The following is a 12,308-nucleotide window of genomic DNA, read 5'->3' as shown; positions in this document are numbered from 1 at the left end:
TCAGGCGGTGGCTGTCAATGAACCCATCGATCCTCGGATCCGCCTGGCGATCTCCCAGTGGCCCGATGACGCGCCCCGCGGGGCGGTATCAACCTTTTGCGCCGAGCACGGAATCTCCCGAAAAACGTTCTACGAGTTGCGCAAGCGGGCGAAGGCCGACGGGCCGGCCGCGGTGCTCGAACCCAGGACCCGACGACCGAAGTCCAGTCCGGCAACGTTGAGCGACGAGCTCAAACAACAGGCCGTGGCCGTGCGAGCCGCTCTGGAGGCCTCCGGCCTAGACCACGGGCCGATCAGCGTGTACGACAAGATGGGTGCGATGGGCCTTCAGCAGGTCCCCTCCACCGCGTCGCTGGCACGCATCTTCCGTGAGGCCGGGGTCGCTCGGCTTGAGCCGAAGAAAAAGCCCCGCTCGGCGTGGCGACGGTTCGTCTATCCAGCCCCGAACGCGTGCTGGCAACTCGATGCCACCGAGTACGTCCTCGCCGGTGGCCGCAAGTGCGTGATCTTCCAGCTCATCGACGACCACTCCCGCTACGCGGTTGCCTCCCACGTCGCCTGGGGCGAGACCGCCAAGGACGCAATCACTGTGGTGGACAAGGCTATTGCCGCCCACGGCGTCCCGCAACGACTGCTCTCTGACAACGGGGCTGCGCTGAATCCGTCCCGACGCGGGCAGAACGGCCAACTCGTCGCGCATGTGTCGCGCCTGGGCGTGGAGGCGATCACCGGCAAGCCCCACAAGCCCACCACCCAGGGCAAAAACGAACGCTTCCACCAGACCCTGTTTCGCTACCTCGACAAACAGCCCCTCGCTGAGACGCTCGAAGAACTACAGGCCCAGGTCGACGCCTTCGATGTCATCTACAACACCGAACGTCCTCACCAAGGACTACCTGGACGTGTCACGCCGCGCGCGGCGTGGGAGGCCACCCCCCAAAGCCGAAGCTCCTCGCCCCAAGCCTGACAAGCCGTTATTCGCCCCACCCACACCCAAGAAGCACCGGCCCGCGCCGACACCCAAGGACCTACCCGCAGGCACCTTCGTCAAGACGCTGACCAGCACAGGCTCGTTCAGCGTCGCCGGAATTCACTACCAAGTCGACGGCCGACGCAGTTTCGACCAGGTCCTCGTCGTCATCGACGGCGACAGCATCACCGTGGCCGACCTCGACGGCGAAGTCCTCATCGAGCACACACGACCCGCACCCGGAGTGCGATACGTCGGCAACGGACAACCCCGCGGCCCACGCCAAGACCGATGAAACGTCACCAATGTCCTGATACATCAACTGTCACCGATGTCCTGATACAGAACTGTCACCGATGTCCTGATACATCACAACCGCTGTTTGGGGCCGATGCGACCAAAGTGGCCAAAGTTTTTTGACGACCTTTCGATCATCGGGATTTGTAAATTCGTGTCACCGCGGAGGTGGCGCAATGCGAGCCCTCGAGGACGGTTTCGCCAGGTACTTCGACGGCGGTAGGCGGCGCAATCCGTTAACTTGCGCCGACGGTGAATTCGCCGCACTGCGACGCCCCTGGATCGCCCTTACCTTGAGTGCGTGTCGTCGCAGCCCGAAGCCCATCCCGTATCGCTGTCGAGCCGCCGTGCGCGCGCCGATCAGGCCCGCCAGGTGGCCGACGTGCTGCGTCACCAGATCTACGAAGGCACGTATGACCGCGCGCTGCCGGCCGAGGCGGAGCTGGCCGCCGAATTCTTCGTCTCCCGCAACACCATCCGCGAAGCCCTCGCCGTCCTCAAGGCCGAGGGCTTGATCGACCGTGGCACCAAGGTGGGCACGCATGTGGCGGCCCGCAAGTACAACCACGGCCTCGACGCGCTGGTGGGGCTGAAGGAGACTTTCAAGGACTACGGCGACGTGCGCAACGAAGTCCGTGCCGTGCAGCGACTTTCAGCCCCGCCAGCAGTGGCCCGGAAGTTGGCACTCGAGCCGGGATCGCAAGTGGTCTTCATCGAGCGTCTGCGTTACCTCGCCGACCTGCCGCTGTCGCTCGATCTGACGTACCTGGCTCCCGATATCGGCGACCAGGTGATCGGTCACCCGTTGGAGGACAACGATATCTTCGCGCTCATCGAACGTGTGAGTGGTCGGCGATTGGGCGGTGCGGGCCTTGCCCTGGAAGCGATTTCGGCCGACCCGCACTCCGCCGCGGCGCTGCAGATTCCCGCCGGATCGGCGCTGCTGATGGCCGAACGGCTCACGAGTCTGGACGACGGAACTCCCGTGGACCTGGAGTACATCAGGATGCGTGGTGATCGAATCACCATGCGCGGCAACCTTGTCAGGAGAGATGCATGACGCTGGTCAATCAACGCGCCGATGTCCCGGTGACCATAGACGAATCCCTGTGCATCGAGGGCTGCACGTTGTGCGTCGATGTGTGTCCGCTTGACTCGCTGGCCATCAACCCCGCCAACGGTAAGGCCTTCATGCACGTCGACGAGTGCTGGTATTGCGGTCCCTGCGCGGCCCGTTGCCCCACCGGCGCCGTCACCGTCAACATGCCCTACCTCATCCGCTAGAGGACCCGAAGTGAAAACAGCCCTGATCGCTCTGGCCGCCGGTCTCACGGTCGCGACCGCCGGTTGCTCCCTGGACTCGGCGACGAAATCGGCCGGTACCGTCGACGTGGTCGTCGGCTACCAGTCCAAGACCATCAACACCGTTACCGCCGGAACTTTGTTGCGCGCCCAGGGATACCTGGAGCGCCGCCTGGCCGACATCACCATCCGTACCGGCACCAAGTACAACGTGACGTGGCAGGACTACGACACCGGCGCCCCGATCACCGCGCAGATGGTGGCCGAGAAGATCGACATCGGGTCGATGGGTGACTATCCGATGCTCATCAACGGGTCCAAGACCCAGGCCAACGAACGCGCCAAGACCGAGATGGTCTCGGTCACCGGGTACAACCCGAAGGGTGCGCTGAACATGGTTGTGGTGGCGCCGGATTCGCCGGCCAAGTCGTTGACCGATCTGGCCGGCGAGAAGGTCTCGGCCAGTGTTGGATCGGCCGGCCACGGCATGCTGGTGCAAGCCCTCGCCAAGGCCGGCATCGACGCCAAGGCCGGTCTGGAGGTGCTCAACCAGCAGCCTCAGGTCGGCGCGTCGTCGCTGGAATCGGCTCAGGTTCAGGCACTTTCGCAGTTCGTCGCCTGGCCGGGGCTGTTGGTCCAGCAGGGCAAGGCCAAGCTGCTCTACGACGGGGCCGAACTGAACTATCCGACCCTGCACGGTGTCGTGGTGCGCCGGGCGTATGCGGCCGATCACCCGGAGGTAGTCGATGCCTTCCTGCAGGCACAACTGGATGCCACCGACTTTCTCAACACCAAGCCGTTGGAGGCTGCCCGCCTCGTGGCCGAGGGCAGTGGGCTGCCGCAGGAGGTCGTCTACCTGTACAACGGGCCGGGTGGAACCTCGTTCGACACCACGCTCAAACCGTCGCTGGTCGACGCGCTCAAAGGCGATGTGCCCTACCTGAAGTCGATCGACAACTTCGCCGACCTCGATGTGCCCGGCTTCGTGCAGGACGCACCGCTGCGGGCGGCGTTCGCCGCGCGCGGCCAGGACTACGAGAAAGCACTGGCCTCGAACGCCAACCCGTCGGCGCTGAGCGGCGCCGATCCGGTGTGCCACAGTGCTGTCGACAATTCCGCCACCGCAGGCGAGCTCTGGCTCGACGGTTCGGATACCACCACGGCCGCCGCAACGCCGGTATGCCTGCTCAAGGCGATCCGGCAGGCTGAGGGCGAGGGCAAGAAGATCCGCGCCGCCTACATCACCGACGCCGAACTGGGTACGCGATGGTTCGCGGACAAGGCGGTGTGGGTGCGCCTGCCTGGGCCGGCCACCGAAGGCTATCTGCCGTTCGGAACCCAGGCGGGTGCCGAACGCTACACCGCGGCGCATCCCGGTGCGGCGATCGTCGACTACCGGCAAGCGCTGGCAGGTGCGGCATGACCACCACCGAGACCCCGCCCGTCGCGGTCAGTGATCCTCCGGCCCCGCCGCAAGCGGAGCATTCTCACCGGACGCCCTCGGTCTGGCCTCATCGCCTCGTGCGGCTGGCGTCGGTGGTGAGTGCCATCGTGCTCTGGCAGCTGTTGACCGCCAACGACGTGCGGTTCGGTCTGCGATTCGACACTCTGCCCACCGTCACCGACATTACTGCGGCGCTGATCAACCGGCTGGGGACGCCGGAGTACTGGTTGGATCTCGGGCAGTCCCTGATCCGGATTCTCAGTGGGTTCGGTCTGGCCGCGGTGGTCGGTGTGATCACCGGAATCCTGTTGGGACGGACCGCGTGGTTCGCCGACATCTTCGGCCCGCTCACCGAATTGGCCCGACCGATCCCGGCGATCGCGATGGTGCCGGTGGCGATCCTGGTGTTCCCCAGCGATGAGGCGGGGATCGTATTCATCACGTTCCTGGCGGCCTACTTCCCGATCATGGTCAGTGTCCGGCACGCGGTGCGTGCCCTTCCGACCATCTGGGAGGACTCGGTTCGCACCCTGGGCGGCGGTCGCCTCGACGTGCTCCGCCGGGTGGTGCTGCCCGGCATCCTGCCCGGCCTGTTCGGTGGGCTTTCGGTCGGCATGGGTGTGGCCTGGATCTGTGTGATCTCCGCCGAGATGATCTCGGGCCGACTGGGTGTGGGTTACCGCACCTGGCAGGCGTATACGGTGTTGAACTATCCCGACGTGTTCGTCGGCATCCTCACGATCGGTGTTCTCGGTTTCCTCACCGCAGCGGCGGTCGAGCTGATCGGGCGCCGGGCCACCCGCTGGCTGCCGCGCGCAGAGGAGAATGTGCGATGACCACAACATTTGCCAGTAATGGAATGCAGCTGGAGCTCGACGGAATCACCTTGTCCTACACCGGCACTCCGGTAATCAAGGATCTGAGTCTCGCAGTGGAACCCGGTGAGATCCTGGTGCTCACCGGGCCGTCGGGCTGCGGTAAGTCCACAGTGTTGCGTGCACTCACCGGGCTGCTGCGGCCCGACGGCGGCCGGGTACTGGCCGACGGCGAACCGGTCACCACTACGTCACGCGACCGCGGCATGGTGTTCCAGGACAGCGCGTTGCTGCCGTGGCGCACGGTGCGGTCCAATATCGAACTGGCCCTGCAGCTCCGCGGCGAGCCGCGCAATGGTAAAAGGGGCGAGCCAAAGGCGGGTCGGCGCGAACGTGCCGACCGGTGGATCGCCGAAGTCGGACTGGCCGGGTTCGCCGACTTCCTGCCGAAGAGTCTCTCCGGCGGCATGCGGCAGCGGGTCCAGCTCGCTCGAGGCCTGGCCGGTGCACCCCGCGCCGTCATGATGGACGAGCCGTTCGCCGCGCTGGACACGCAGACCCGGGCGGCCATGCAGCGGCTGTTGATCGACACCTGGAAGGCCCATCCGACGACGATCGTGTTCGTCACCCACGACGTCGACGAGGCACTCACCCTCGGTGACCGAGTTGCCGTACTCGGCCGCGCCGGGCAGCCGTTACGCGCCCTCATCGAGGTGGGCCAGCCCCGAACCGACGATCCCGAACGAACCGCGCTGCGCGCCGAGATCATTGCCGCCCTGGAGCAACCGTGACTGAAATGACCGAGATCCCCACCGAGATCCCCGCTGTAGACGATGCGGTCCGGATCGACTGCGACGTGCTGGTGATCGGCGGCGGGACCGCGGGCACCATGGCCGCACTCACCGCTGCCGAGAACGGTGCCCAGGTGCTGCTGCTGGAGAAGGCCCACGTACGGCACTCCGGTGCCTTGGCGATGGGGATGGACGGCGTCAACAACGCCGTCATCCCCGGCAAGGCCGAGCCCGAGGACTACGTCGCCGAGATCACCCGCGCCAACGACGGAATCGTCAACCAGCGCACGGTCTATCAAACCGCCACCCGTGGATTCGCCATGGTGCAGCGGCTGGAGCGGTACGGGGTCAAGTTCGAGAAGGACGAGCACGGGGAGTACGCGGTGCGGCGGGTGCACAGGTCCGGTTCCTACGTGCTGCCGATGCCCGAGGGGAAGGACGTCAAGAAGGCGCTGTACCGGGTGCTGCGGCAGCGGTCGATGCGAGAGAAGATCCGCATCGAGAACCGGCTCATGCCGGTCCGTGTGCTCACCGAAGCGGGCAGGGCGGTCGGTGCGGCCGCATTCAATACCCGCACGGGAGAATTCGTCACCGTCGCGGCCAAAGCAGTAATCCTGTCGACCGGGGCGTGCGGGCGCCTCGGGCTGCCCGCGTCGGGGTATCTGTACGGCACGTACGAGAACCCGACCAACGCCGGTGACGGGTACGCCATGGCCTACCACGCCGGCGCCGAACTCTCCGGAATCGAGTGCTTCCAGGTCAATCCGCTGATCAAAGACTACAACGGCCCGGCCTGCGCCTACGTGGCCAACCCGTTCGGCGGCTATCAGGTGAATGCGCTGGGGGAGCGGTTCGTCGATTCCGACTACTGGTCGGGGCAGATGATGGCCGAGGTGAAGGAAGAGATCGAATCGGCGCGCGGACCGATCTACCTCAAGGTCAGCCATCTGCCCGACGAGACGCTGGCCACGCTGGAGAACATCCTGCACACCACCGAACGGCCTACCCGCGGAACCTTCCACGCCAATCGCGGGCATGACTATCGGACCCACGATATCGAGATGCACATCTCCGAGATCGGCTTGTGCTCAGGGCATTCCGCCTCGGGTGTGTGGGTGGATGAGCATGCCCGGACGACGGTGCCGGGCCTGTATGCGGCGGGCGACCTGGCGTGCGTTCCGCACAACTACATGATCGGTGCCTTCGTCTACGGTGATCTCGCCGGTGAGCACGCGGCCTCGACGCTGTCGGAAGTGGCTGCACCCGAAAGTCTTCCGGCCGATCAGGTGGCGCAGGCGCACGAGCTGATCTACCGCCCGCTGCGGCACCCGGACGGCCCGCCGCAACCGCAGGTCGAGTTCAAGCTCCGCCGATTCGTGAACGACTATGTGGCCCCACCGAAGACCGCGACCAAGTTGTCGATCGCGGTGCAGACCTTCGAGCGCATGACAGCCGAGGTCGAGGGTATCGGAGCCCGTACCCCGCACGAGTTGATGCGTGCCGCTGAGGTGTCCTTCATCCGTGATTGCGCGGAGATGGCGGCCCGATCCTCGTTGACCCGGACCGAATCACGCTGGGGCCTCTACCATGAGCGGGCCGATCTGCCCCAGCGCGACGACACGGAGTGGCGCTACCACCTCAACCTGTACAAGGACGCCGACGGCGCCATGAAGTTCGTGAAGCGGCCCGTGGCACCGTATTTCGTCGCGGTTCCCGAGTTGAACCATCTGACTTCGCAGGACCCGGTGACCACTGTCGAACAACCCCACCTCCACGGCGGCCGGGCTCCGGCGGCCGAGAATTCCCGGGTCCGCCCAGCCTCATCCGCGCAGCCGCCGTCACCACGCATCGCCGCGGTACTGGCACTGGAGGAGCCCACATTGGAGGATCTGAGCACCTACCTGACCGATCCGGACGCGGGCGTGCGCCGTACCGCGGTCGCCACCCTCGTCGAGCATCTGCCCGACGGATACCAGCCCGCCCTGGTGGCCGCCCTGGCCGACGACGACGCCGAGGTGCGCCGCGAGACCGCTGACTCCGTCCGCGAACTCGTCGAGGTCCTGCCGGATCCGGGCACGTTGGTCGACCGGTTGGCCTCCGCGGACCCGGTGGTCCGTGCCGTGACGGTGTACCTGCTGAGTTCCCGGCGCGTCGGCAGCGCCCACGCGTACCGGGTCGCCTCGACCGACGCCGATCACCGAGTCCGGATCGAAGCGGTGCGCGCCCTGGTGTCGGTCGACGATCACGCCGGCGTGGCGGCCGCCACGACCGACGGCAACCGGGAAGTGCGGATCGCCGCGGTGGGCGGCCTGGCGACGCTGCGGGCCGGCGCCGATGCGGTGCGCGTGGCACTCGATGATCCCGACCCGCTGGTGCGGGCGACGGCACTGGCCGCCCTCGGCGCGGTCGGTTGCACCGACGGCGACGTGGTCAGCGTCGAGAAGGCGTTCACCGAGTCGGCCTGGCAGATCCGCCAGGGTGCGGCACGCGCGTTGGCCGGGGCCCGATCCGAGTTGGCCGTTCCGACCCTGTCACGCGCGCTCGAAGATCAGCATCTCGACGTCCGCAAGGCCGCAGTGCTGAGCCTGAGCCGGTGGGCGGGATCGGAGTCGACGGCCCGCCGGGCGCTCACCGCGGCATTGGACGACAGTGATGCCGACGTGCGCGCCTACGCGCGTCAGGCGTTGACCGGTTGAGCGTGGCACTCACCCACAAGATCAGACGTATCCGAACTGTTCAGGCTGTTCGCGTACCCGCACCTCATCGCCCTCGAGATTGAGGCCGATCCAGGTCTCGTGTCTGATGCTCACCTCGTGGCGGGTGATGATGCCGCGATCAGGAAGGCGGACCTCGACGGTCACCGATTCTTCCGGGTCGGGTAGATCAACTTCGACGCCGGCGGCATAGCCCGTCTGCATTCGGGTTGTGGGGCGGCCGTCGTATGCTCGCTTGCCGCCGACGCTGACCTCGACGAGATCGCCGCCCCATCCCTCCTGCAGTTCGATGTGCAGCTTCACGAGTTCCGACGTTTCTGCACCCGCAGGTCCCCGTTGCCGCCGTTGGTTCGCCGGTTCTTCCCGGACCCCGTCGACGCCGCGGCAGCGAGCGCCCTGGCTTTGTCATCAACTGCCTCGACCACGGAAGGTAAAACGCCACGTTGTCCGAGGATGTCGCCCAATGACTGCTGCATTGCCGCAGCGGGCTGGACTGCACCACTGGTGGCCAGAGCCTGGTTGATCGCCTCCACGTTGCGGCGGAAGGTGATGTGACCAAAGGTTTCTGCAGCTTCTTGCGTCGTCACGCTATCTCCGACCAACTTCACCGCAGCGTCGACGCGAGCGGGCCGCTGCTCGACGATGCCGCCCGCCTCAGCCACACGATTCGCCGCCATCGGCGACGCCTCTGGTATCACGAGCATCTTGTAGTCCTTTGCGAGTGGGGCCGCGAGAGCCGCCGCGGCATGGATCGCTGCCCGGGTTTGAGGTAACCGCTCGACGGTGTCCCGCAGCACTTCGTTCGCTGAGGCCAGGACCGCTGTACCGGTGAACGACAGTGTGCGGCCCACCTCCTCGGAGAAGAACTCCTGGGCAACGTCTTCCTCGTCCCAGCTTCGGGGTGGTGCGATTCTCAGCTGCAGCGGGCTGCTCGTGACCACCGAACCACCAACGTCGACCGCAACCTGAATCTGATAGACCCCGGGATCAGAAATGTCCCAACCGTTCAGCCCGGCGAAAACCGGTAGCGCTTGGTAGATCGATTCACCCGGTTGCAGCACAGTCATGTCGAGTTCGCGGCACTGTCGCGAGTACGGCATCCATTGGCGCGCCGGCTTACCCTTCTGTTTGAGGATTACCAGCACTTCCTGCGGGTCGACAACAGTCGAGGGTAGAAGCTTGGGCTGGCTGCCGGTATTCGTAAGTTTGACTTCGAGTATGACGGGCTCAAGAAACTCGAATACCGGCCTATCTCGATTGACCCGGACCTCGACGCGATACGTCGACTGGCCATCAAGCTCGGCTTGCTCGAAACCGTGGTGGTCGAACCATTCGGCGTTCCCCATCTGTACGAAGCGAGAGGGCGCGTGGCGCATGAACAGCAACTCGGGATCGCTGAAACGGAAGGGGAAGTCGGCAAAGAACGCTCCCTGACCCCCCTGGACGTTGTAGGGGTAATTCATGAATGAACGCGCCTCAGGCTCATTGGAAAGCGGAAGCCACGGTGTACCAAGCGCCTTCTGCCAAGAATGGGCCAAGTTGAAAGCGTGACCCATCTCGTGCACTGCAGTCCAGAACCGCATACGTGCCACCCAGGCACCGGGAGCCGCGTCACCTGCGGGCGGATCCTTGATGAAGGCTTCGGTGAAGATTGCCGTGCCTTGGCGGTGGTTGGGGCCGATGTCGTCGAACATGATTCCGCCCAACGACGTTCCCTGGTCATGCAGCGCTGCCCAGAAGGTCCACATCGACCATTGCGGCGCATTCTTGAAACGCGACCAGTAGGTCTGCATGGCATCGTGCATCTCGGCATCGCTCCACGTTCCGTTGGCGCCGGAGCCACCGATGGGAACGACACTGTCGCCGCTTGACTTCGTCACCTTGAATCCCGCGCGGCCGAACACATCCTCGATCGACAAATTCTCCGCTGGCAACGACGCCGGCCGGTTGGGGTGCGCATGGGTATCAATGGCATACACCGGGTTGGCGTCCGGCGTGTGGTCGAACTCGAATTCGACCGGATGAAACGCTGACGATGTCCAGCGATAGATCCGGGTGAAGGCTCGCTGTCCGCCGCCACTGAAGGTCACCTTTGCCGACCGCTGATCGACAAAGGGGCTCTTCACAACGGTGACATCGATATTGGTGTATCCGAAGGCTGCGGCATTGCCATCCTTGAACCAGATCGGACCAGCCCAATGGTTGGCTCCGATCTTGGCCAGCGAAGCGACCCAGTGGTAGCGCTCGGTCACGGCGAACGAGGTCCCACTCGCGGTCATCTGCGGGTACTGTCGATCGACATCAAGACGTAATTCCTCGCGCCGCAACAGGACCGGAGAAAGCGTGGCGTCTCGACCGTTTCCGTTCAGGATATCCACGAGTCGCCATGTGTAGAGCCCGCTTGCCGCCGGGATGAGCCACGGCGGAATAGGAATCACCGGGGCTTCGAGTTCATCAAAGCCTTCGGTGAGATCGCTGTCCGCAAGGTCGATATTGTCGCGGCTGCGATACGCCGGAATCTCGATATCAGTCATGTCTACGGCCCTTTCAACTCGCGCCAGATCGCTCATGGATCGACAGATACTCAGCGTTCCAGCGCTGACTCAGAGTTGACGCGCGTACCGCACTACTTCAATTTCGCAACATGGCCCCGCCAAGTTTGTCGTTAACGCTGCTAACGACCGGGTAGAGGGTTCAGAGTTCCAGAGCCTGATACGTGCGCCGGACGAATCGGGGTTGTGCCATCTGAAGTTTCGCGGTCGAGGTGTTGCCGCTGATGGCGGCCGCATCCACCGAGAGATTCGGATGGTTCTGGATCAGATAGATGAGGATGAGATCCGCCGACGGGTCGGCCTGCCACCAGGTGCCGTAGGCGCCGGGCCAACTGAAAGTGCCCAATCCGCCGGGGCCGAACAACTGACGTGACTTCGCCGCGTCGGTCACCACCGACAGGTTCAGGCCGAAGCCCCGGCCGACCCAGAACGGTGCCCCGAGGAACGGGTGCTGCTTCTGTTCGGCGGTGAGTCGGTCGGTACGCATCATCCGTACCGACTCCTCGGACAGCACGCGCACCCCGTCGAGCGTGCCGCCGGCCAGCAACATCCTGGCGAATTTCAGGTAGTCGTCGGCGGTGGAGAACAACCCTGCCCCGCCCGTGCAGAACGGGGGATCGGTGATCGGCGCCGGTCCCATCACATCGTGGGTCAAGGCGTTGTCGGCGGTGAGTTGGTACATCGTCGCCGCCCGTCGCCGGCCGGCCGCATCGACCGAGAACCCGGTGTCGACCATGCCCAGTGGCGCGAAGATCCGTTCGGACAGCACCTGGGCCAGCGGCTTGCCCTCGATCCGGGACAACGCGATCCCCAGGACATCGGTGGAGTGGCTGTAGGTGAGGCGTTCATCCGGCTGATGGGCCAACGGCAGTGTGGCCACCTCGCCGAGCCAGCGGTCCTGATCCTGGCGCAGCGACAGCCTGCCGTAAGCCGATGCCAGCGGGCCCAGGACTGAGAACACATAGGCCAGGCCGCTGCGATGGGTCATCAGGTCATCGAATGTGATGGGCCGCCGCGCGGGCTCGGTGCGGTCCAACGGGCCGCGGGCCTCGCGCAACACACGCATGTCGGCCAGTTCCGGCAGCCATTTCGTCACCGGTTCGTTCAGCGTGAACTTGCCCTCCTCCGCCAAACTCATCGCCGCGGCCACTGTGACGGGCTTCGTCATGGAGGCGATCCGGAAGATGGTGTCGCGCTGCATCGGCAGCCCTGCATCGACGTCGCGGTGGCCCAGGGCATTGACCTGGAGGATGCGGCCCGCCTGCCACACGAGGGTCACCGCTCCGGCAAGCAGGCCGGCGTCGATGGCCTCACGGATGGACGATTGATTGCCGTCGAGGTTCACCCGCGCCAGGTTAGCGGGCGACCGCCCGCTCCCGGTGGCTCACCGTGACCGCATCGGGCCGGACCTTGTCGGCCTGCT

General features: G+C 65.2%; 10 protein-coding genes and 1 pseudogene. 8 read left to right on the top strand and 3 right to left on the bottom strand.

Annotated elements, in window-relative coordinates:
* Positions 1-7: 7 nt before the first annotated feature.
* The 8 genes and pseudogenes from G6N44_RS05315 to G6N44_RS05285 all read left to right on the top strand — a co-directional run.
* Positions 8-937, top strand: a pseudogene (locus tag G6N44_RS05315) (integrase core domain-containing protein); the annotation flags it as partial.
* Positions 903-1,265, top strand: a complete 363-nt coding sequence (locus tag G6N44_RS29965; protein ID WP_456152505.1) for a hypothetical protein — start codon at positions 903-905, stop codon at positions 1,263-1,265. The pseudogene G6N44_RS05315 and the gene G6N44_RS29965, both read left to right, overlap by 35 nt.
* Before the next feature lie 303 nt (positions 1,266-1,568).
* Positions 1,569-2,327: a GntR family transcriptional regulator gene (locus G6N44_RS05310; RefSeq protein ID WP_179964482.1), complete on the top strand. Its 759-nt coding sequence runs from the start codon at positions 1,569-1,571 to the stop codon at positions 2,325-2,327.
* Positions 2,324-2,551, top strand: coding sequence for a 4Fe-4S dicluster domain-containing protein (locus G6N44_RS05305; protein ID WP_036444492.1), 228 nt, complete (start codon positions 2,324-2,326; stop codon positions 2,549-2,551). The genes G6N44_RS05310 and G6N44_RS05305 overlap by 4 nt, the downstream gene beginning before the upstream one ends.
* Positions 2,552-2,561: 10 nt before the next feature.
* Positions 2,562-3,992 (top strand): ABC transporter substrate-binding protein, encoded by a 1,431-nt coding sequence (locus G6N44_RS05300; protein WP_163661771.1) that lies wholly within the window; start codon positions 2,562-2,564, stop codon positions 3,990-3,992.
* A complete protein-coding gene (locus tag G6N44_RS05295) occupies positions 3,989-4,849 on the top strand; it encodes an ABC transporter permease (protein WP_163661769.1) in 861 nt (286 codons plus the stop codon). Before G6N44_RS05300 ends, G6N44_RS05295 begins: the two co-directional genes overlap by 4 nt.
* On the top strand, positions 4,846-5,619 hold the full coding sequence (locus G6N44_RS05290) for an ABC transporter ATP-binding protein (protein WP_163661768.1): 774 nt from the start codon (positions 4,846-4,848) through the stop codon (positions 5,617-5,619). The genes G6N44_RS05295 and G6N44_RS05290 overlap by 4 nt, the downstream gene beginning before the upstream one ends.
* Before the next feature lie 5 nt (positions 5,620-5,624).
* Complete coding sequence (locus G6N44_RS05285; RefSeq protein WP_163669626.1) at positions 5,625-8,315, top strand: fumarate reductase/succinate dehydrogenase flavoprotein subunit; 2,691 nt, start codon at positions 5,625-5,627, stop codon at positions 8,313-8,315.
* Between the two features lie 21 nt (positions 8,316-8,336).
* Here G6N44_RS05285 and G6N44_RS05280 read toward each other — a convergent pair whose 3' ends face one another.
* From G6N44_RS05280 to G6N44_RS05270, 3 genes are all read right to left on the bottom strand, one after another.
* On the bottom strand, positions 8,337-8,636 hold the full coding sequence (locus G6N44_RS05280) for a hypothetical protein (RefSeq protein ID WP_163661767.1): 300 nt from the start codon (positions 8,634-8,636) through the stop codon (positions 8,337-8,339).
* Positions 8,633-10,867, bottom strand: coding sequence for a hypothetical protein (locus G6N44_RS05275; protein WP_163661766.1), 2,235 nt, complete (start codon positions 10,865-10,867; stop codon positions 8,633-8,635). The genes G6N44_RS05280 and G6N44_RS05275 overlap by 4 nt, the downstream gene beginning before the upstream one ends.
* 160 nt (positions 10,868-11,027) lie before the next feature.
* Complete coding sequence (locus G6N44_RS05270; RefSeq protein ID WP_163661765.1) at positions 11,028-12,230, bottom strand: serine hydrolase domain-containing protein; 1,203 nt, start codon at positions 12,228-12,230, stop codon at positions 11,028-11,030.
* Positions 12,231-12,308 lie beyond the last annotated feature (78 nt).

It is taken from the genome of Mycolicibacterium alvei, assembly GCF_010727325.1.
Classification (GTDB): domain Bacteria; phylum Actinomycetota; class Actinomycetes; order Mycobacteriales; family Mycobacteriaceae; genus Mycobacterium; species Mycobacterium alvei.
Note: the sequence above shows the minus strand (reverse complement) of the source record. Positions and strands in the feature narration are given on the sequence as shown.

Coding starts and splice junctions, on each gene's coding strand:
- G6N44_RS05305 (WP_036444492.1), top strand. CDS start 2,324: ATGACGCTGGTCAATCAACGCGCCGATGTCCCGGTGACCATAGACGAA.
- G6N44_RS05295 (WP_163661769.1), top strand. CDS start 3,989: ATGACCACCACCGAGACCCCGCCCGTCGCGGTCAGTGATCCTCCGGCC.
- G6N44_RS05290 (WP_163661768.1), top strand. CDS start 4,846: ATGACCACAACATTTGCCAGTAATGGAATGCAGCTGGAGCTCGACGGA.
- G6N44_RS05285 (WP_163669626.1), top strand. CDS start 5,625: ATGACCGAGATCCCCACCGAGATCCCCGCTGTAGACGATGCGGTCCGG.
- G6N44_RS05275 (WP_163661766.1), bottom strand. CDS start 10,867: ATGACTGATATCGAGATTCCGGCGTATCGCAGCCGCGACAATATCGAC.